Source organism: Pseudomonas idahonensis (genome assembly GCF_037903935.1).
Lineage (GTDB): Bacteria > Pseudomonadota > Gammaproteobacteria > Pseudomonadales > Pseudomonadaceae > Aquipseudomonas > Aquipseudomonas danubii.
The window spans coordinates 5,092,824-5,113,874 of sequence record NZ_CP149586.1 but is presented as its reverse complement, the minus strand read 5'-3'; the positions used below and the strand labels follow the sequence as shown (position 1 = coordinate 5,113,874).

At 60.4% G+C, this 21,051-nt stretch carries 18 protein-coding genes and 1 riboswitch; of the genes, 15 read left to right on the top strand and 3 right to left on the bottom strand.

Features of this window, described 5'->3' with window-relative positions; genetic code table 11:
• Positions 1–145 precede the first annotated feature (145 nt).
• The gene (locus WIN67_RS22960) at positions 146–1,393 is read right to left on the bottom strand and encodes a ribonucleotide-diphosphate reductase subunit beta (protein WP_011062780.1); all 1,248 of its coding nucleotides are present in this window, start codon (positions 1,391–1,393) and stop codon (positions 146–148) included.
• Positions 1,394–2,144: 751 nt separating this feature from the next.
• A complete protein-coding gene (locus WIN67_RS22955; RefSeq protein ID WP_016968107.1) occupies positions 2,145–2,408 on the bottom strand; it encodes a DUF2790 domain-containing protein in 264 nt (87 codons plus the stop codon).
• Between the two features lie 411 nt (positions 2,409–2,819).
• Between WIN67_RS22955 and acs the strand changes: the two genes are divergently transcribed.
• The 14 genes from acs to astE all read left to right on the top strand — a co-directional run bounded on the left by acs (position 2,820) and on the right by astE (position 18,831).
• On the top strand, positions 2,820–4,775 hold the full coding sequence (acs, locus tag WIN67_RS22950; protein WP_016968106.1) for an acetate--CoA ligase: 1,956 nt from the start codon (positions 2,820–2,822) through the stop codon (positions 4,773–4,775).
• 613 nt (positions 4,776–5,388) lie between these two features.
• Positions 5,389–6,165: an ABC transporter substrate-binding protein gene (locus tag WIN67_RS22945; protein WP_102860678.1), complete on the top strand. Its 777-nt coding sequence runs from the start codon at positions 5,389–5,391 to the stop codon at positions 6,163–6,165.
• A 92-nt stretch (positions 6,166–6,257) separates the two neighbouring features.
• Complete coding sequence (locus WIN67_RS22940; RefSeq protein ID WP_016968104.1) at positions 6,258–6,947, top strand: ABC transporter permease; 690 nt, start codon at positions 6,258–6,260, stop codon at positions 6,945–6,947.
• Positions 6,944–7,642, top strand: coding sequence for an ABC transporter permease (locus tag WIN67_RS22935; protein WP_102860679.1), 699 nt, complete (start codon positions 6,944–6,946; stop codon positions 7,640–7,642). Before WIN67_RS22940 ends, WIN67_RS22935 begins: the two co-directional genes overlap by 4 nt.
• A 1-nt stretch (position 7,643) precedes the next feature.
• Positions 7,644–8,756 (top strand): succinylglutamate desuccinylase/aspartoacylase family protein, encoded by a 1,113-nt coding sequence (locus WIN67_RS22930; protein ID WP_110594762.1) that lies wholly within the window; start codon positions 7,644–7,646, stop codon positions 8,754–8,756.
• Between the two features lie 23 nt (positions 8,757–8,779).
• Positions 8,780–9,544 (top strand): ABC transporter ATP-binding protein, encoded by a 765-nt coding sequence (locus WIN67_RS22925; protein ID WP_011062773.1) that lies wholly within the window; start codon positions 8,780–8,782, stop codon positions 9,542–9,544.
• 112 nt (positions 9,545–9,656) lie between these two features.
• Positions 9,657–10,637 carry a transcriptional regulator ArgR gene (argR, locus tag WIN67_RS22920; RefSeq protein ID WP_102860681.1) on the top strand — a complete coding sequence of 327 codons (981 nt, stop codon included), beginning with the start codon at positions 9,657–9,659 and terminating at the stop codon, positions 10,635–10,637.
• A gap of 387 nt (positions 10,638–11,024) precedes the next feature.
• Entirely contained in the window at positions 11,025–12,245 is a 1,221-nt protein-coding gene (locus WIN67_RS22915; protein WP_102880594.1) for an aspartate aminotransferase family protein, read from the top strand.
• Positions 12,246–12,377: 132 nt separating this feature from the next.
• Positions 12,378–13,397, top strand: coding sequence for an arginine/ornithine succinyltransferase subunit alpha (gene aruF / locus WIN67_RS22910; RefSeq protein WP_102860683.1), 1,020 nt, complete (start codon positions 12,378–12,380; stop codon positions 13,395–13,397).
• A gap of 85 nt (positions 13,398–13,482) precedes the next feature.
• Positions 13,483–14,508 carry an arginine N-succinyltransferase gene (astA, locus tag WIN67_RS22905; protein ID WP_016968175.1) on the top strand — a complete coding sequence of 342 codons (1,026 nt, stop codon included), beginning with the start codon at positions 13,483–13,485 and terminating at the stop codon, positions 14,506–14,508.
• The gene (astD, locus tag WIN67_RS22900; protein ID WP_253084741.1) at positions 14,505–15,974 is read left to right on the top strand and encodes a succinylglutamate-semialdehyde dehydrogenase; all 1,470 of its coding nucleotides are present in this window, start codon (positions 14,505–14,507) and stop codon (positions 15,972–15,974) included. The genes astA and astD overlap by 4 nt, the downstream gene beginning before the upstream one ends.
• A 142-nt stretch (positions 15,975–16,116) precedes the next feature.
• Entirely contained in the window at positions 16,117–17,463 is a 1,347-nt protein-coding gene (astB, locus tag WIN67_RS22895) for an N-succinylarginine dihydrolase (protein ID WP_339070081.1), read from the top strand.
• A 57-nt stretch (positions 17,464–17,520) separates the two neighbouring features.
• Positions 17,521–17,808 (top strand): topoisomerase II, encoded by a 288-nt coding sequence (locus WIN67_RS22890; RefSeq protein WP_102860686.1) that lies wholly within the window; start codon positions 17,521–17,523, stop codon positions 17,806–17,808.
• Positions 17,809–17,820: 12 nt separating this feature from the next.
• Complete coding sequence (gene astE / locus WIN67_RS22885; RefSeq protein WP_273924076.1) at positions 17,821–18,831, top strand: succinylglutamate desuccinylase; 1,011 nt, start codon at positions 17,821–17,823, stop codon at positions 18,829–18,831.
• 63 nt (positions 18,832–18,894) lie between these two features.
• Here astE and WIN67_RS22880 read toward each other — a convergent pair whose 3' ends face one another.
• Entirely contained in the window at positions 18,895–19,404 is a 510-nt protein-coding gene (locus WIN67_RS22880; RefSeq protein WP_102880592.1) for a 6,7-dimethyl-8-ribityllumazine synthase, read from the bottom strand.
• 121 nt (positions 19,405–19,525) lie between these two features.
• A riboswitch (FMN riboswitch) is annotated at positions 19,526–19,696 on the bottom strand.
• A 221-nt stretch (positions 19,697–19,917) separates the two neighbouring features.
• On the opposite strand from WIN67_RS22880, the gene ltaE reads away from it, so the two are divergent.
• Positions 19,918–20,922, top strand: a complete 1,005-nt coding sequence (gene ltaE, locus WIN67_RS22875; RefSeq protein WP_339070080.1) for a low-specificity L-threonine aldolase — start codon at positions 19,918–19,920, stop codon at positions 20,920–20,922.
• Positions 20,923–21,051 lie beyond the last annotated feature (129 nt).

The window sequence follows — 21,051 nt, the reverse complement described above, 5'->3', positions numbered from 1 at the left end:
GAGGGAACTTTATAACGGCAGGTCTTGAAGCCTGCACGCACTTTAATGAGCCGGGCCTTGTAGATGAAGCAGGTGCGGATTTGCGCGGCCAATAAAAAAGCCCTGACCAAGTCAGGGCTTCTTGTTTGTTTCATCGATCCGGGAATCAATCCCAGCTCAATGCACCGCCAGTCTGATACTCGATCACGCGGGTCTCGAAGAAGTTCTTCTCTTTCTTCAAGTCCATGATCTCGCTCATCCATGGGAACGGGTTGGTGGTACCTGGGTACTCTTCCTTCAAACCGATCTGCGACAGGCGACGGTTGGCGATGAACTTGAGGTAGTCCTCCATCATCGCCGCGTTCATGCCCAGTACGCCGCGCGGCATGGTATCGCGAGCGTATTCGATTTCCAGTTGAGTGCCCTGGAGAATCATCTGGGTGGCTTCTTCCTTCATCTCGGCATCCCACAGGTGCGGGTTTTCGATCTTGATCTGGTTGATCACGTCGATGCCGAAGTTCAGGTGCATGGATTCGTCGCGCAGGATGTATTGGAACTGCTCGGCGACACCGGTCATCTTGTTGCGACGGCCCATGGACAGGATCTGGGTGAAGCCGCAATAGAAGAAGATGCCTTCCAGAACGCAGTAGTAGGCGATCAGGTTGCGCAGCAATTCCTTGTCGGTGTCGACGGTGCCGGTTTCGAATTTCGGATCGGAGATCGAACGGGTGTACTTCAGTCCCCAGGCAGCTTTCTTCGCGACCGATGGAATCTCGTGGTACATGTTGAAGATCTCGCCTTCATCCATGGCCAACGATTCGATGCAGTACTGATAGGCGTGGGTGTGGATCGCCTCTTCGAACGCCTGGCGCAGGATGTACTGGCGGCATTCCGGGTTGGTGATCAGGCGGTACACGGCCAATACCAGGTTGTTGGCAACCAGGGAGTCGGCGGTGGAGAAGAAGCCCAGGTTGCGCATGACGATGCGACGTTCGTCGTCGGTCAGGCCTTCCGGGTTTTTCCACAGGGCGATGTCGGCGGTCATGTTGACCTCTTGCGGCATCCAGTGGTTGGCGCAGCCGTCGAGGTACTTCTGCCAGGCCCAGTCGTACTTGAACGGTACCAACTGGTTGAGGTCGGCGCGGCAGTTGATCATGCGCTTTTCGTCAACGGCGACACGAGCGGAAGAGCCTTCCAGTTCAGCCAGGCCTTCGGCGATATCGAGCTGGTCCAGGGACGCCTTGGCGCGGGCCACGGCAGCGGAGTCGCTGGCAGTCACGGCGCGTGCTTCAAGAGCGGCGGCACCACCGGCGCTGTCGAGGCGGTCCATGTTGGCTTCAGTAGCGTGGCCGGCGTTGGCGCCTTTGACTGCAACTTCGCCTTCTTCTTTGTCGAATTCGTCCCAGCTCAGCATGACGTGTCGTCTCCTGCTTGAGGGCCAGATGCCCGTGTGAAAACAAAAGGGTTGGCTTTTCACACGGCGCTACTGGCCGCGTTAAATCATTGGAAATCGTTTGTTGCAGCAGTGAACGCAGGCAATAAACAGAAATACGTGTTCGGGTGCCTTGAAGCTGCTGTCGGGCGGAACTGAGGGTGTCGGTTCCGGCGCGGGATTCAGCAGGTCGTTTTCATCCGGTAAGGGAATGTTGCGGGCCCGTTTTGAGGACGCATTATAAGGATATTTTCAGCGCCGTGGGGCGACCGATGGGCGCAGGCGGGCCCAAGAAGGAGGGGGACTGAGAGCAAAGCGCGGGTTTACAAGGCTTTGGCCGTTGAAGATTTTTTTTCAGGCTCGAAAAAAATATCCTCGAGTGGCCAAAAAATAGCCAATTTTACTAGATGTTGTGTTTTTGCAAGCCTTTTTCAGGTTTTGAACACAACTCGAATCGTCCGGTTCTGTCGCTGAAAATCTCCTGGCAGAGGTCTTCAAGGTCGGCGGGATTGCCCTCGTCGAAGTCGTCAGCCGAGAGGCTCAAAAGGTCGTTGGCAGTGCCATGAGCAGGCCATCAACCACAGCAGCAAAAAGTGCGTGCGATTGCCGTACTCGCACGTCGTCAAGGTGAAGCCTTTCACTACCCTTGGGCGGGTCGTTGTCGGGCATCTTTGCCGCAAGAGGGATTTCTTGCGGCCGGCAGTCATCAAGGTCTATGCAATGAACTTGGCTATTAGCCGTTAGAACAACCGTTGCCCATTACGCGGTATTGAAGAATATGCCGCTGACCGTGGGAGTCTTCATATTCCATGCGCGCTGGTACAACTTCGCATACTTCTGGAACTTCGCTCATGGAGATAACTTTGGCGATATCCAGGTCAGTGGAGTAAGTGTATTCCTCTACCGGTACTTGCTGCTGGGCGACATCAGTCGGGATCTCATCAGCCATCGCGGTAACGCACAGACTGCTGAGGGCCAGAACTAATAAAGCTTTCATTTGCGTTTTACCTTTCTAAGGTCGTGTGGGGTCACGCAGCCTTTGTGGGGCTGCGTGTGGAACTTGAGTAGAAGTTTGATTAACTGCCTTCGTGGGGGCTGCAACTTGGTTAATCAGATTGCCTGTTTGGCGAGACGGATTTTAGGCCCGGGGCCGGCGGCCATATAGGCGTACTTTTGATAAACACCTTTGACAGTTTTTGTAACAATCCCCGAAAAAGGCCTGTCTGCAGGTCTGTTTGAACATTTTTATCCGCGGTGAATATCGCTGTAAGCAGCGTTCTTGAAGGGTTGCGGCAAATATCAGGGTATTTCGCAGGGGGTTGTTACTACCATCGTCGAATGGTTCTATAGGCGCCCCCCGGCTACAACGGGGTCATACAAAAACAACTATGTCACCGAGGTAAGAAAGATGAGTGCGGCTTCTCTGTATCCCGTTCGTCCCGAGGTTTTGGCCAATACGCTGACTGACGAGGCGACCTACAAGGCCATGTACCAGCAGTCGGTCGTGAACCCGGACGGTTTCTGGCGCGAACAGGCCAAGCGTCTCGACTGGATCAAGCCTTTTACCACGGTGAAGCAGACCTCCTTCGACGACCACCACGTGGATATCAAGTGGTTCGCCGATGGCACCTTGAACGTCTCCTACAACTGTCTGGATCGCCATCTCGCCGAACGTGGCGATCAGATCGCGATCATCTGGGAAGGCGACGATCCTTCCGAAAGCCGCAACATCACCTACCGCGAACTGCATGAAGAAGTCTGCAAGTTCGCCAACGCCCTGCGCGGCCAGGACGTGCACCGCGGTGACGTGGTGACTATCTATATGCCGATGATCCCCGAAGCGGTGGTGGCCATGCTGGCCTGTACCCGTATCGGCGCGATCCATTCGGTGGTGTTCGGTGGCTTCTCGCCTGAGGCGCTGGCCGGTCGCATTATCGACTGCCGTTCGAAAGTGGTGATCACTGCCGACGAAGGCATCCGGGCGGGCAAGAAGGTGCCGCTCAAGGCCAATGTCGACGACGCCCTGACCAATCCGGAAACCAGCAGCATCCAGAAAGTCATCGTGTGCAAGCGCACCGGTGGCGACATCAAGTGGAACCAGCACCGCGACATCTGGTACGAAGACCTGATGAAGGTGGCCGGCAGCGTCTGTGCACCGAAAGAGATGGGGGCCGAAGAAGCGCTGTTCATCCTTTACACCTCCGGCTCCACCGGCAAACCCAAGGGCGTGCAGCACACCACTGGCGGTTACTTGCTCTATGCGTCGCTGACCCATGAGCGGGTGTTCGACTACCGTCCGGGCGAAGTCTACTGGTGCACCGCCGACGTCGGCTGGGTCACCGGCCATACCTATATTGTCTATGGCCCCTTGGCCAACGGCGCCACCACTGTGCTGTTCGAAGGTGTGCCCAACTACCCGGACGTGACCCGGGTGGCGAAGATCGTCGACAAGCACAAGGTCAACATCCTCTACACCGCTCCGACCGCGATCCGCGCCATGATGGCTTCGGGTACCGCCGCCTGTGAAGGCGCCGACGGCAGCAGCCTGCGCCTGCTGGGTTCGGTGGGCGAGCCGATCAACCCGGAAGCCTGGGATTGGTACTACAAGAACGTCGGCCAATCCCGTTGCCCGATCGTCGACACCTGGTGGCAGACCGAAACCGGCGCCACCCTGATGAGTCCGCTGCCGGGGGCGCATGCCCTGAAGCCGGGTTCTGCAGCACGTCCGTTCTTCGGCGTGGTCCCGGCCCTGGTAGACAACTTGGGCAACATCATCGAAGGCGCGGCCGAGGGCAATCTGGTGATCCTCGACTCCTGGCCGGGTCAGGCGCGGACCCTGTACCGCGATCATGATCGTTTCGTCGATACCTACTTCAAGACCTTCCGTGGCATGTACTTCACTGGTGACGGCGCTCGTCGCGATGAAGACGGCTACTACTGGATCACCGGTCGCGTGGACGATGTACTCAACGTGTCCGGGCACCGCATGGGGACCGCCGAGATCGAAAGTGCCATGGTCGCTCACCCTAAAGTTGCCGAAGCGGCGGTGGTGGGCGTGCCTCACGACATCAAGGGCCAGGGCATCTATGTCTATGTGACCCTCAATGGCGGCGAAGAACCGAGCGAAGCCCTGCGTCTGGAGCTGAAGAATTGGGTGCGCAAGGAGATCGGTCCGATCGCCTCGCCGGATGTCATCCAATGGGCGCCGGGCCTGCCGAAAACGCGTTCCGGGAAGATCATGCGGCGAATCCTGCGCAAGATTGCCACGGCCGAGTACGACGGTCTGGGCGATATCTCCACCTTGGCCGACCCAAGTGTGGTGCAGCATCTGATTGATACCCACAAGACCATGAACGTCGCCTGAGGCGGGTTCCGAGTCATCCAGCCCCGCCCGGCCTTGTGCCGGGCGGGGCTTTTTTATGGCCGTGTGATGCGCCGGCAAGCTGATTGCTGCGGGGCTGCGTGGTTGTTGCAGGGGGTTGGCTTGTCAGCGAAGAGGGGCGAATAAATATCGGATATTTCCGGCGAGCGCATACGAATGTTACCGACGTTGCCGAAGATGTAACCCCGCGCTCACTTTCGGGGCAATGGGAAACGCCCGGCCCTATTTCGGGGCCTTTTATACCCTTATAAAAAATAAGTCATCACGCTGCGCTTGCCGGAATAGAAGGCTTTGCGAATAATAGGCCCGCAATTTGCAACATAGATCGGTTTACTGTCTTTTGCTCTTGCATAGATTTGAAGAGCTGTCAATGTGCTGCCCCGGCATTCTCAATGCTTCTGTAATTTGTTGTCGCATTGAGGAAATATCGGCTTCCAGCCTGTCGTTAGAATGCCGGTCACTCGCTCGTCGCTGCCTGTGTGTGAGTCCTCTGCGGAGTTCCCAGGACGCAGCGCGGCAATTCAGGTTTCACCCATTCGCATATTGGGCTGTCGCTCACTCTGCCGTTTTCGCCCTTTACCGATGGAGTTCTAAGATGAAGAAACTCGTGCTTCTTGGCGCCCTGGCACTGTCCGTGCTGTCCTTGCCGACTTTCGCCGATGAAAAGCCGCTGAAAATTGGTATCGAAGCGGCTTACCCTCCGTTTGCCTCCAAGGCGCCGGATGGCAGCATCGTCGGTTTCGACTACGACATCGGCAATGCCCTGTGCGAAGAGATGAAGGTCAAGTGCGTATGGGTCGAGCAAGAGTTCGATGGCCTGATCCCGGCGCTGAAAGTGCGCAAGATCGACGCCATCCTCTCGTCCATGTCGATCACTGACGATCGCAAGAAGTCCGTGGACTTCACTAACAAGTACTACAACACTCCGGCCCGTCTGGTGATGAAGGCCGGTACCCAGGTCAGCGATGGCCTGGCTGAGCTCAAAGGCAAGAATATCGGCGTACAGCGTGGCTCGATCCACGAGCGTTTCGCTCGTGAAGTCCTGGCGCCGCTGGGTGCACAGATCAAGCCTTACGGCTCGCAGAACGAAATCTACCTGGATGTGGCGGCCGGTCGCCTCGACGGCACCGTGGCGGACGCTACGCTGTTGAATGACGGTTTCCTGAAAACCGACGCCGGCAAAGGCTTCGCCTTCGTCGGTCCGGCTTTCACTGACGTCAAATACTTCGGCGATGGCGTAGGGATCGCTGTGCGCAAGGGTGACAAGGCCGATCTGGACAAGATCAACGCCGCCATCGCTGCCATTCGTGAGAATGGCAAGTACAAGCAAATCCAGGACAAGTACTTCGACTTCGACATTTACGGCAAGTAAGACCGTCGAAACAGTCAGTCCGAGATGGCGCAAGCAGCAGAGTCTCTGAAGTTTGCGCCATTTTTTCATCCCAATTTTCGAGGACCTGAATCATGTTGAAAGGCTACGGGGCTGTCATCCTCGATGGCGCTTGGCTGACGCTTCAGCTCGCCTTGTCGTCCATGGCCCTGGCCATTGTTCTGGGTCTGATCGGGGTCGCGTTGCGCCTCTCGCCGGTGCGCTGGCTGGCCTGGCTCGGCGATCTGTATTCCACGGTGATCCGTGGCATTCCCGATCTGGTGCTGATCCTGCTGATCTTCTACGGCGGCCAGGACCTGCTGAACCGTGTGGCGCCGCTGCTGGGCTACGACGATTACATCGACCTCAATCCGCTGGCCGCCGGTATCGGCACCCTGGGCTTCATCTTCGGTGCCTACCTGTCGGAAACCTTCCGTGGCGCCTTCATGGCGATTCCCAAGGGGCAGGCCGAAGCGGGCATGGCTTACGGCATGAGCAGCTTCCAGGTGTTCTTCCGGGTGATGGTGCCGCAGATGATTCGCCTGGCGATTCCCGGCTTCACCAACAACTGGCTGGTGCTGACCAAGGCCACCGCGCTGATTTCGGTGGTGGGCCTGCAAGACATGATGTTCAAGGCCAAGCAGGCGGCAGACGCCACTCGCGAGCCTTTCACCTTCTTCCTCGCAGTGGCGGCCATGTACCTGGTGATCACCAGTGTCTCGTTGCTGGCATTGCGTCACCTTGAGAAGCGCTACTCGGTAGGCGTAAGGGCGGCTGATCTATGATCTTCGACTACAACGTCATCTATGACGCCTTGCCGCTGTACTTCAGCGGCTTGCTGACCACTCTGAAGCTGTTGGCACTGTCGCTGTTCTTCGGTTTGCTGGTGGCCTTGCCCCTGGGTTTGATGCGGGTGTCCAAGCAGCCATTGGTGAACATGAGCGCCTGGCTCTACACCTATGTAATCCGTGGCACGCCGATGCTGGTGCAGTTGTTCCTGATCTACTACGGCCTGGCCCAGTTTGAAGCGGTGCGTGAGAGTTTCCTCTGGCCTTGGCTGTCCAGCGCGACCTTCTGTGCCTGCCTGGCCTTTGCCGTCAACACCAGCGCCTACACCGCAGAAATCATCGCCGGCAGCCTCAAGGCCACGCCTAACGGTGAGATCGAGGCGGCCAAGGCCATGGGCATGTCGCGCTACAAGATGTATCGCCGCATTCTCCTGCCATCGGCCCTGCGCCGGGCTCTGCCGCAGTACAGCAACGAAGTGATCATGATGCTGCAGACCACCAGTCTGGCGTCCATCGTGACCCTGATCGACATTACCGGCGCGGCGCGCACGGTCAACGCGCAGTACTACCTGCCGTTCGAGGCCTATATCACTGCGGGTGTGTTCTATCTGTGCCTGACGTTCATCCTGGTGCGCCTGTTCAAGCTGGCCGAAGGCCGCTGGCTGCGCTACCTGGCACCGCGGAAGCACTGATATGCAGCGTATCGATCATCCATTGCCCTGGAGCCACCTGGGCAGCGAACGCAGCATCTCGGTGTTCCGTTTCGGCAGTGGCGAGCGCAAGGCCTATATCCAGGCCAGTCTGCATGCCGACGAGTTGCCCGGCATGCGCACCGCCTGGGAGCTGAAAAAGCGCCTGGCCGAACTGGAAGCCGAGGGTGCCCTCAACGGTGTTATCGAACTGGTGCCCGTGGCCAATCCGCTGGGGTTGGGGCAGTTGCTGCAAGGCAATCACCAGGGGCGTTTCGAGGCCGGCAGCGGCAAGAACTTCAACCGCGACTTCGTCGAGTTGAGCGGGCCTGTGGCCCAGCGCCTGGAAGGGCGCCTGGGGGATGATCCTCACGCCAATGTGCGCTTGATCCGTCAGGCCATGAGCGAGGTGCTGTCCGAGTTGCCACCGGCTGCAAGTCAGCTGCAGGGCATGCAGCGGGTGCTCCTGAGTCATGCCTGCACGGCGGATGTGGTGCTGGACCTGCATTGCGATACCGAGGCGGCGCTGCATATGTACGCCTTGCCGCAGCATTGGCCGCAGTGGCGCTCCCTGGCGGCGCACCTGGATGTGAAGGTCGGGTTGCTGGCGGAAGATTCCGGTGGCAGTTCGTTCGATGAAGCCTGCTCGCTGCCCTGGTTGCGTCTGTCGCAACAGTTTCCCGAGGCGCAGATCCCCTTGGCCTGCCTGGCCACCACTCTGGAACTGGGCGGTCAGGCCGACACCGGGCGTCCTCAGGCCGAGGCGCATGCCGCTGGCATCCTGGCGTTTCTCGCCGAGCAGGGGCTGATCGCCGGTGAGTGGCCGGCGCCCGGGCGTGAAGCCTGTGAAGCCATGCCGTTTGAAGGCACCGAATTGCTGTATGCGCCGCACCCCGGCGTGGTGAGCTTTCTGCGTCCGGCCGGTAGCTGGGTAGAAGTGGGCGAACCGATTTTTGAAGTGATTGATCCCCTATCCGATCGGGTCAGTACGGTGTGTGCTGGCACCAGCGGCGTGTTGTTCGCCGTTGAGCGGCTGCGTTATGCCCAACCCGGTTTCTGGCTGGCCAAGGTGGCGGGGCGCGAAGCGCTGCGTCACGGGCGCTTGCTCAACGACTGACTGTTTTTGTGAGAACCGACCGCATGTACAAACTTGAAGTCCAAGACCTGCATAAGCGCTATGGCAGTCACGAAGTGCTCAAGGGTGTGTCCCTGAAGGCCGCAGCTGGCGATGTGATCAGCATCATCGGCTCCAGTGGCTCGGGCAAAAGTACCTTTTTGCGCTGCATCAACCTGCTGGAGCAGCCCCATGCCGGCAAGATCCTGCTGAACAACGAAGAGTTGAAGCTGGTGGCCAACAAGGACGGCGCGCTGAAGGCCGCCGATCCCAAGCAGTTGCAGCGCATGCGTTCGCGCCTGTCGATGGTGTTCCAGCACTTCAACCTGTGGTCGCACATGACCGCCATTGAAAACATCATGGAAGCACCGGTGCATGTGCTGGGTGTGTCCAAGGCCGAGGCTCGCGAGAAGGCCGAGCATTACCTGGCCAAGGTGGGTGTGGCGCACCGCAAGGATGCTTACCCGGGGCACATGTCCGGTGGTGAGCAGCAGCGCGTGGCTATCGCCCGGGCTCTGGCCATGGAGCCGGAAGTCATGCTGTTCGACGAGCCGACCTCGGCCCTGGACCCTGAGCTGGTGGGTGACGTGTTGAAGGTCATGCAGGCCCTGGCCCAGGAAGGTCGGACCATGGTGGTGGTGACTCACGAGATGGGCTTTGCCCGTGAGGTCTCCAACCAGTTGGTGTTCCTGCACAAAGGCGTGGTGGAAGAAAGCGGCAACCCGCGGGAAGTGCTGGTGAACCCGCAATCAGAACGTTTGCAACAATTCCTCTCCGGCAGCCTCAAGTAATAGCTGCCGTTATGCACCAAATTAGGTCATGCTGCGCACCGCGCGCCAGATGGTCTAACTTGGTGCTGCCGCCCTTGGCTTCTAACACTGTTTTCGTTTCGGATTGCCCGCCATGACTGCCCATCGAATTGGTTTCCTGATTTGGCCCAGCACTAAAGCCTTGACGCTGGCGCTGGCCGAGGAGGCCTTGCGTGTTGCCCAGCGGGTGCACCCGGACGTGGTCTATGAGCTGGCATTCCTGCAGGCCGAAGCGCCAGTCGAAGGCGCCTGGCAACTGCCGGGGGAGCCTTGGGCGGGCAAGCTTGAAGGTTGTCAGAAGTTGTTCCTGCTGGCCGATGAGCCGCCGGCACCGATGAGTTCGACCCTCAGTAGCGCCCTCAAGCAGCTGGTGCGTGCCGGCTGTGTGATCGGGGGGTTGTCCGCCGGGGTTTACCCGCTGGCCCAACTGGGTCTGCTCGATGGTTATCGTGCGGCGGTGCACTGGCGCTGGCAGGACGATTTTGCCGAACGCTTCCCCAAGGTTATTGCCACCAGTCATCTGTTCGATTGGGATCGTGATCGCCTGACGGCCTGTGGCGGCATGTCGGTGCTGGATCTGTTGCTGGCGGTGCTGGCGCGTGATCACGGTGCCGAGCTGGCCGGTGCGGTGTCGGAAGAACTGGTGGTGGAGCGCATCCGCGAGGGCGGCGAGCGTCAGCGGATTCCGCTGCAGAACCGTCTGGGCTCCAGCCATCCGAAGCTGACTCAGGCCGTGCTGCTGATGGAGGCCAATATCGAAGAACCGCTGACCACCGACGAAATTGCCCAGCATGTCTGTGTGTCCCGACGTCAGTTGGAGCGGATCTTCAAGCAATACCTGAATCGGGTGCCCAGCCAGTATTACCTGGAGCTGCGCCTGAACAAGGCCCGACAGATGCTGATGCAGACCAGCAAGTCGATCATTCAGATCGGCCTGTCCTGCGGCTTCTCCTCCGGTCCGCACTTCTCCAGTGCCTACCGCAATTTCTTTGGCGCCACTCCCCGTGAAGATCGCAATCAACGGCGCAGCAGCAGCCCGTTCGAACTCTCCTCCGTACCCGCCGAGCGCGGCTGACCTCGTCCGTTAGGCGTCGGCTTGCCGGCCAATCCCACGGGCAACCCGCTCACCGCGCAACATCCCGATCGACGCCTTGTTGTCGCAATGCCGATAACCTTTTCGAGATTTGGGTCCGCTCGCCACGTAACTATCTGAATAGCAACCTGGATAACTACCTGGGTAATTACCTTGGGCAAATTGCCCGGCGAATCTGCCGCTAGAGCCTTGCGCAGTTTAAACTGCGCCTTTGCGACGCTATTTGTCGCATTGCCATAAACCCGCGTAAAACCTGGGTTGGCGCTATAAGAAGTTGTCGCTTGGCGACAAGGCCGGGCACAAAACTGTCCTTACAATCCCTCCATCGCTCGCCAGTTTCAGGCGGGTGTTCCTCTTCAGGAGACTCCGATGTCCGTTGAGCAAGCTCCGGTGCAACGCGCCGATTTCGACCAGGTGATGGTTCCCAACTACGCACCTGCGGCTTTCATTCCTGTGCGCGGCGCGGGGTCTCGAGTCTGGGATCAGTCGGGACGGGAGCTGATCGACTTCGCCGGCGGCATCGCGGTCAACGTACTGGGCCACGCCCATCCGGCGCTGGTGGGAGCTCTGACCGAGCAAGCCAATAAACTGTGGCATGTGTCCAACGTGTTCACCAACGAGCCGGCCCTACGTCTGGCCCATAAGCTGATCGACGCCACCTTCGCTGAGCGCGCGTTCTTCTGTAACTCCGGTGCAGAAGCCAACGAGGCCGCCTTCAAGCTGGCCCGTCGCGTGGCTCACGATCGTTTCGGTGCCGAGAAGTACGAAATCATCGCCGCGCTGAACAGCTTCCACGGGCGCACCCTGTTCACTGTGAACGTCGGTGGCCAGTCGAAGTATTCCGATGGCTTCGGTCCGAAAATCACCGGCATCACCCATGTGCCGTACAACGACCTGGCTGCTCTGAAGGCTGCGGTTTCCGACAAGACCTGCGCCGTGGTGCTGGAGCCGATCCAGGGCGAAGGCGGCGTGCTGCCGGCCGAACTGGCCTATCTGCAGGGCGCTCGCGAGCTGTGCGATCAGCACAACGCGCTGTTGGTGTTCGACGAAGTACAAACCGGCATGGGCCGCAGCGGTGAGCTGTTTGCCTACCAGTATTACGGCGTGACTCCGGACATCCTCACCAGCGCCAAGAGCCTGGGCGGCGGCTTCCCGATCGCGGCGATGCTGACCACCGAAGCGCTGGCCAAGCACCTGGTGGTTGGCACCCACGGCACCACCTACGGCGGCAACCCGCTGGCGTGTGCCGTGGCCGAGGCGGTGATCGATGTGATCAACACCCCCGAGGTGCTCAATGGTGTGAAGGCCAAGCACGATCGCTTCAAGACCCGTCTGCTGCAGATCGGCGAGAAGTACGGTCTGTTCACTGAAGTCCGCGGCCTGGGCCTGTTGCTCGGTTGCGTGCTCAGCGAAGCCTGGAAAGGCAAGGCCAAGGACGTGTTCAACGCCGCCGAGAAAGAAGGCCTGATGATTCTGCAAGCAGGTCCCGACGTGGTGCGCTTTGCCCCGAGCCTGGTGATCGAGGATGCCGATATCGACGCCGGCCTGGACCGCTTCGAGCGCGCCGTGGCGAAACTGACTCAAGCCTGATCCAGGTAGCAGTACTTCTCGGCGTCGGCTTTAGTGGCCGGCGTCGAGCCTAATTTCTGTGCCGGGCTGTCCCGGCATTTTTTTCCCTGAGTCGGACGGTTTCCGACCTGTTTTAGAGTAAGGAGTGACACCATGCTGGTGATGCGCCCCGCGCAAATGGCTGATCTGGGCGAGGTACAGCGTCTGGCTGCAGACAGCCCGATTGGTGTCACCTCCTTGCCGGATGATGTGGACCGCCTGAGCGACAAGATCGCTGCAAGCGAGGCTTCGTTCGCTGCTGAAGTGAGCTTCAACGGTGAGGAAAGCTACTTTTTCGTCCTGGAAGACACCGACAGCGGCAAGCTGGTGGGGTGTTCGGCCATCGTCGCGTCCGCCGGTTATTCCGAGCCGTTCTACAGCTTCCGTAATGAAACCTTCGTCCATGCGTCCCGCGAGCTGAAGATCCATAACAAGATTCACGTCCTGTCCCAGTGCCACGACCTGACCGGCAACAGTCTGTTGACCAGTTTCTATGTGGTGCCGGAGCTGGTGGGATCGCCCTGGTCGGAGCTCAACTCCCGGGGCCGCCTGCTGTTCGTTGCCAGCCACCCGGAGCGTTTCGCCGATTCGGTGGTGACCGAGATCGTCGGCTACAGCGATGAGCACGGTGATTCGCCGTTCTGGGACGCCATCGGGCGTAATTTCTTCGACCTCAACTACGCTGAGGCCGAGCGCCTGTGCGGCCTGAAGAGCCGGACCTTCCTTGCCGAGCTGATGCCCCATTATCCGATCTACGTGCCGCTGCTGCCGGACGCTGCCCAGGAAGCCATGGGCCAGGTGCATCCGCGGGCGCAGATCACCTTTGACATCCTGATGCGCGAAGGTTTTGAAACCGATCACTACATCGACATTTTCGACGGCGGCCCGACCTTGCATGCACGGGTTTCGGGTATCCGCTCCATTGCCCAGAGCCGCGTGGTGCCAGTGAAGATTGGCGAGGCGCTCAAGGGCGGTGGTCGTCAGTACCTGGTGTCCAACGGTCAGTTGCAGGATTACCGCGCGGTGTTGCTGGAGCTGGATTACGCCCCGGGCAAGCCGGTCACCCTGGATCTGCAAGCCGCCGAAGCCCTGGGCGTCGGCGAAGGTGCCAGCGTGCGTCTGGTGGCGGTTTAAAGCCTGCTTCCATTACCTGGAAAGCATGCCTGGAAAGCAGCGAGTTTCGCGCAGGCCATCAGCGGCCTGCGTCTGAGGAGATAGCATGATCGTTCGTCCCGTACGCAGCAGCGATTTACCCGCGCTGATCGACCTGGCCCGCAGCACCGGCACCGGCCTCACCACCTTGCCGGCCAACGAAGAGCGCCTGACCCACAGGGTTGGCTGGGCGGAAAAGACCTTTCGCGGCGAAGCCGAGCGTGGCGATGCGGACTACCTGTTCGTACTGGAAGACGACAACGGCCGGGTGGTGGGGATTTCCGCCATCGCTGGCGCCGTCGGCTTGCGCGAGCCCTGGTACAACTTCCGGGTCGGCCTGACGGTCAGCGCCTCCCAAGAGTTGAACATCTACCGCGAGATCCCCACGCTGTTCCTGGCCAATGACCTGACCGGCAACTCCGAGCTGTGCTCGCTGTTCCTGCATGCCGATTACCGCACCGGCCTCAATGGCCGCATGCTGGCCAAGGCGCGGATGCTGTTCATCGCCGAATTCCCGCAACTGTTCGGCAACAAGATCATTGCCGAGATGCGCGGCATGTCCGATGAGAATGGTCGTTCGCCATTCTGGGAGAGCCTGGGCCGGCACTTCTTCAAGATGGAGTTCAGCCAGGCGGATTACCTGACCGGGGTTGGCAACAAGGCGTTCATCGCCGAGCTGATGCCCAAGTTTCCGCTGTACACCTGCTTCCTGTCCGAGGATGCACGCAACGTGATCGGCAAGGTCCACACCGACACCGAGCCGGCCCTGGCCATGCTCAAGAGTGAAGGTTTCAGCTACCAGGGCTATGTCGACATCTTCGACGCCGGCCCGGCGGTGGAGTGCGAGACCAGCAAGATCCGCGCGGTACGTGACAGCCAGGCATTGGTGCTGGCCATCGGCACCCCGGGCGACGACGCCACGCCGTTCCTGATCCACAACCGCAAGCGCGAGGACTGCCGCATCACCGCGGCGCCTGCACGCTTCGCCGCGGGCACCCTGGTGGTTGATCCTCTGACCGCCAAGCGCCTGCAACTCAACGCCGGCGACCAGGTCCGCGCGGTTCCGCTGTCTGCTTCTCGGGAGTCGAAATAATGAGCACGCTGTACATCGCAGGCCAATGGCTGGCCGGCCAGGGCGAAGCCTTCACCTCGGTCAATCCGGTGACCCAGGCGGTTATCTGGTCCGGTAACGGCGCCACGGCCGCGCAAGTGGAAAGCGCTGTGCAGGCCGCCCGCCAGGCGTTTCCAGCCTGGGCCAAGCGTTCCCTGGAAGAGCGCATCGGCGTGCTCGAGGCCTTTGCCGCCAGCCTGAAGGCGCGGGCCGACGAACTGGCCCGCTGCATCGGTGAGGAAACCGGCAAACCGCTGTGGGAAGCCACCACCGAAGTCACCAGCATGGTCAACAAGATCGCCATTTCGGTGCAGAGCTACCGCGAGCGCACCGGCGAGAAGAGCGGCCCCTTGGGCGACGCCACCGCTGTGCTGCGACACAAGCCCCACGGCGTGGTGGCGGTGTTCGGCCCTTACAACTTCCCGGGGCACTTGCCTAACGGGCACATCGTTCCCGCGCTGCTGGCGGGCAACAGCGTGCTGTTCAAACCCAGCGAGCTGACGCCGAAAGTCGCCGAGCTGACGGTGCAGTGCTGGATCGAAGCCGGTTTGCCAGCAGGCGTCCTCAACCTGCTGCAAGGCGCCCGGGAAACCGGTATCGCCCTGGCTGCCAATCCGGGTATCGATGGCTTGTTCTTCACCGGTTCCAGCCGCACCGGCAATCATCTGCACCAGCAATTTGCCGGGCGTCCGGACAAGATCCTGGCGCTGGAAATGGGCGGCAACAACCCGCTGGTGGTGGATCAGGTCGCTGATCTGGATGCGGCGGTGTACACCATCATCCAATCGGCCTTCATTTCAGCCGGCCAGCGCTGCACTTGCGCCCGCCGCCTGCTGGTGCCACAAGGCGCCTGGGGTGATGCGTTGCTGGCGCGCCTGGTGGCGGTCAGCGCAAGCATTGATGTCGGTGCGTATGACCAGCAGCCGGCGCCGTTCATGGGTTCGGTGATTTCCCTGGGCGCGGCTCGCGCGCTGATGGATGCGCAGCAGCAACTGTTGGCCAATGGCGCCGTGGCCTTGCTGGAAATGACCCAGCCCCAGGCTCAGGCCGCTTTGCTGACCCCAGGCATTCTGGATGTGACGGCAGTGGCTGAGCGTCCCGATGAAGAGCTGTTCGGGCCTTTGCTGCAAGTGATCCGCTACGCTGATTTCGATGGGGCCATTGCCGAGGCCAACAACACTCAGTACGGCCTGGCTGCCGGTCTGTTGTCGGATTCTGCCGAGCGTTACCAGCAGTTCTGGCTGCAGAGCCGTGCCGGGATCGTCAACTGGAACAAACAGTTGACCGGTGCCGCCAGCAGCGCGCCGTTTGGTGGTGTTGGGGCTTCGGGCAACCATCGGGCCAGTGCCTATTACGCGGCGGATTACTGCGCGTATCCGGTGGCTTCCCTGGAAACCCCGAGCCTGGTGCTGCCGAGCGCGTTGACGCCGGGTGTGCGCTTGTCCTGATTCGAGAGGCCTTTATGGTCTCTTCGCCGGCCAGCCGGCTCTTGCAGATCTGTAGGAGCCGGCCGGCTGGCGAACGAGCGCGAAACGCGCGCCCTGTGTAGATACCGATGCCTATAACAAACAGATTCGTGGAGCCTCGCTGATGAAATCCTATGAAGTCAATTTTGACGGTCTAGTGGGGCCGACCCATAACTACGGCGGTTTGTCCTACGGCAACGTCGCCTCCCAGAGCAACAGCCAGCAGGGCTCCAATCCCAAGGAAGCGGCGCTGCAGGGCCTGGCGAAAATGAAAGCGCTGATGGAAATGGGCTTCCAGCAAGGCGTGCTCGCCCCGCAGGAGCGGCCTGATGTTGCGGCCTTGCGCAAACTGGGTTTTGCCGGGACTGATGCGCAAGTCATCCAGCAAGCGGCCCAGCAGGCGATGCCCTTGCTGGTCGCCAGTTGCTCGGCATCGAGCATGTGGGTGGCCAACGCCGCCACCGTCAGCCCGAGTGCCGACACCGCCGATGGCCGCGTGCATTTCACCGCCGCCAACTTGAACTGCAAATACCACCGCAGCATCGAGCACCCGACCACCGGCCGCGTGCTGGGGGCGATGTTCGCCGACCAGAAACACTTTGCCCATCACGCCGCGTTGCCGGCGGTGGCGCAGTTCGGTGATGAAGGCGCGGCCAACCACACCCGCTTCTGCCGTGATTACGGCCAGGCCGGTGTCGAGTTCTTCGTTTTCGGTCGCAGCGCGTTCGACAACCGCTACCCGGCGCCGCAGAAGTACCCGGCGCGTCAGACCCTGGAAGCCTCGCAAGCCGTGGCGCGTCTGCATGGCCTGAGCGAGGAGGGTGTGGTCTATGCCCAACAGAATCCCTCGGTGATCGACCAGGGCGTGTTCCACAACGACGTGATCGCCGTGGGCAATGGCGAGGTGCTGTTCTATCACGAGGACGCCTTCCTCGAGACCGAGAAGATGCTCGCCGAACTGCAGGGCAAACTGGGCAAGCGCGGCGGCAACTTCCAGTCGATTTGTGTGCCGCGCTCGCAGGTGACAGTGGAAGATGCCGTGCGCTCCTACCTGTTCAACAGCCAACTGCTGTCCCGTGCCGATGGTTCGATGCTGCTGATCGTGCCGGAAGAATGCCGCAGCAACGAGCGGGTCTGGCAGTACCTGCAAAGCCTTACCAGCTCGGGTGGCCTGATCCGCGAAGTGAAGGTTTTCGATCTCAAGCAGAGCATGCAGAACGGCGGTGGCCCGGCTTGTCTGCGTCTGCGAGTGGCTCTGAATGAAACCGAGCTGGCGGCAGTCAATCCTGGGGTTATCATGACCGCGCCGTTGTACGACACCCTGACTCAATGGGTCGGCAAGCACTACCGCGACCGCCTCAGTGAAAGTGATCTGGCGGACCCGCAGCTGTTGCTTGAATGCCGGACGGCACTGGATGAACTGACGCAAATCCTTAAACTGGGCGCGGTTTATCCCTTCCAGATCAATTGAAAGCCCGCGCCCGGCGATCCCGGGCGCGCCGCTTCACCCCAGATGAGAACGACCCCCATGAGCGATACCCTGCAACTGATCCTTGAAGACACCGACGGCACCCAACTGCAAACCTCCTGCACCCGCTTCGCGGTGCTGTGGCAGGGCAAGGAAGTGTGGATCCAGCAGGACGGCCGTGGCCAATTGCTGATCGGCGTGGACGTGGAAGAGGGCGATGCCGAATACGCCAGCCTGTTGCTGCGTCCGCTGGCAACCAACCTGGTCAGCCTGCAACTGGAAATGGAACCGGCCGACGCTGGTGAAGATGATCACGTGCATGGCCCTGACTGCGGTCACGCTCACTAAGGAAGCCGCTTTATGCTCGCCCTCGGCAAACTGCTTGAACTGACCCTCGCCGGCCGTGAACCGGCAGAGAAGACTCAACTGACTGTCGACGGCGTGCGCATGCGCTGGCTGAGCGAGGGCGCGCTGGAAGTACGGCCGCCCGAAGCTCGGGATAACGGTCTGGATCTGTTGCTGTCCGCCGGTATCCACGGCAACGAGACAGCCCCCATCGAGCTGCTCGACCGTTTGTTGCATGACATTGCTCGGGGCGATTTGAAGCCCAGGGCACGCATTCTGTTCCTGTTCGGCAACCCCGAGGCCATGCGCCGTGGCGAGCGATTCGTCGAGCAGGACGTCAATCGGCTGTTCAACGGCCGGCATGAATTGAGCAGCGGTTTCGAAGCCTTGCGGGCTTGCGAGCTGGAACGTCTGGCGGCGAGCTTCTTCAACCTGCCGGGGCGCGAACGCCTGCACTACGATCTGCACACGGCGATCCGTGGCTCGAAGATCGAACAGTTTGCCCTCTATCCGTGGAAGGATGGGCGCCAGCATTCGCGCCGTGAACTGGCGCGCCTGCGGGCGGCGGGTATGGAGGCGGTGCTGCTGCAGAACAAGCCTTCCATTGTCTTCAGCGCCTACACCTACGATCAGCTGGGGGCCGAGTCCTTCACCCTGGAGTTGGGCAAGGCACGGCCGTTCGGGCAGAACCAGGGGGTCAATGTCGAGCGCCTGGAAACCCGCCTCAAGCACATCATCGAAGGCACCGAGCCAGCGCCCGAACAGGACACCCTCGATGGCTTGAAACTGTTCAGCGTGGCGCGGGAAATCATCAAGCACAGCGACAGCTTCCACCTGCATTTGCCGGCGGACGTCGAGAACTTTTCCGAGTTGGAAGTGGGTTACCTGCTGGCCGAGGATATCGCCCAGACCCGTTGGGTCATCGAGGAAGAGGGCGCGCGGATCATTTTTCCCAATCCCAAGGTCAAGAACGGCCTGCGTGCGGGGATTCTGATTGTGCCGGCATCGGCTGACGGCCTGGCCTGAAGGATCGTTCGCCGGCAAGCCGAGCCCCCGCAGGAGCCAGCTTGCCGGCGATACCGCTAACGCTTAAACCGCTACCGCACGCTGCTCATTGCGGCGCAGGGCGCGAACTTTCTGCAGGGTATCGGCGCAGGTCTTCGCCGCTTCCTGGCCCTTGTGCACGAAGTGCTCGAAGAAGAACTTCTGATGCTCTTCGCCTGCGTGGAAGTGATGCGGGGTCAGCACCACGGAGAATACCGGCACTTCGGTTTCCAACTGCACCTGCATCAGGCCGCTGATCACCGATTGGGCGACGAACTCATGGCGGTAGATGCCGCCGTCCACCACCAGTCCCGCAGCGACGATCCCGGTGTAGCGGCCGGACTTGGCCAGCAGTTTGGCGTGCAGAGGAATCTCGAAGGCGCCGCCGACTTCGAAGAAGTCGATATCGCTTTCCTGATAACCCTGGGCGAGCATTTCCGCGACGAACCCCTGGCGGCTCTGATCGACGATTTCCTTGTGCCAGCAGGCCTGGATAAAGGCGACGCGCTCGTTGGGGTGGTGTTTGCTTTTGCTATCGATTGCGGTGGGTTGCATCTGTTCTGACTCCTGTTTGTATGAAAAACAGGGCGTATATGAATCGAATGGGATTTAAGGGTGCGCGCAGAACGGCCGTGGATTTCCCACGAGCTACCCGGCAGCGGCCCTTTGGCGCCAATCCCGTTCTCTCTTCATCCGGACTATGACCGTCGGCCCCGGAATCACACCGGGTCTGCTGACCTTGTCGTCACCTGTGGACTTGCCACGGGCATCGCCAAGCGCTCGCGGGCTATGCACATTGCGCGCAATTACCGCCGGTGGGGAATTACACCCCGCCCTGAGAACGATTGCCCGTGAGTTTTTCGCGGGCGGTGAGTTTTTAACACAGATTTGGCGGGGAAGCATTGTGCCTTTTGGATAATGTTCATCAGATTTTTCACCCTGTAGCACAAGGTTTTCTACAGTTGCTGCTTGATTAATCGGCCGTGGGGCCGCAGTAATTCGTTTCGAAAGGGAATTCCCCCTGTTCAGCGCGGACCTTGCGGTCCCTCGTAGTTGGAGCCAGATGTGATGAGCGTGATCGATCTTCGTAGTGACACCGTGACCCAGCCGACTCCCGGCATGCTCGAGGCCATGGCTTGCGCCCGTACCGGAGACGATGTCTACGGCGAAGACCCGACGGTCAATCAGTTGGAGGCGGAACTGGCGCAACGCCTGGGATTTGCCGCGGCCCTGTTTGTACCTTCCGGCACCATGAGCAATCTGCTGGCCTTGATGGCCCACTGCGAGCGAGGCGATGAGTACATCGTTGGCCAGCAGGCCCACACCTATAAATATGAAGGAGGTGGTGCTGCGGTGCTGGGATCGATCCAGCCTCAGCCGCTGGAGCTCCGGGCCGACGGTTCCCTGGACCTGGATCAGGTGGCGGCCGCGATCAAGCCCGATGACTTTCATTTTGCCCGCACACGCTTGCTGGCCCTGGAAAACACCATGCAGGGCAAGGTGCTGCCCTTGGCTTACCTGGCCCAGGCCCGGGCCTTTACCCGTGAGCGGGGGCTGGCCCTGCATTTGGATGGTGCGCGCTTGTATAACGCGGCGGTGAAGCTAGGGGTGGATGCCCGGGTGATCACCGAACACTTCGATTCGGTATCGGTGTGCCTGTCCAAGGGACTCGGTGCGCCAGTGGGCTCGGTGTTGTGCGGCTCCCGTGAACTGATCGGCAAGGCGCGGCGCCTGCGCAAGATGGTCGGTGGTGGCATGCGCCAGGCCGGTGGGCTGGCGGCAGCGGGGCTGTATGCCCTGGAGCATCAGGTGCAACGTCTGGCGGATGACCATGCCAATGCGCAGTTGCTGGCCCAGGGGCTGAGCCAGGCGGGCTTCAGTGTCGAGCCGGTGCAGACCAATATGGTGTATGTGCAGATGGGGGATAGGGCCGAAGCCCTCAAGGCGTTCGCCGCCGAGCGAGGGATCAGCCTCAGCGCCGCGTCACGGCTGCGCCTGGTGACTCATTTGGATGTCAGTTCCGGGCAAATCGAACAAGTGGTGCGCACTTTTGCCGAGTTTTCCCGTAACTGACAGTGTTCTCCGTCCAATTGACTGTTTGTATCGTACAAACACGCTGTACCAAGTGATTAACGCCGATATAATGCGGCCCTTTGCCGTCGTTTCGTCTGTTGACGTTGCGCACAGGCCTTTGGCCGCAGT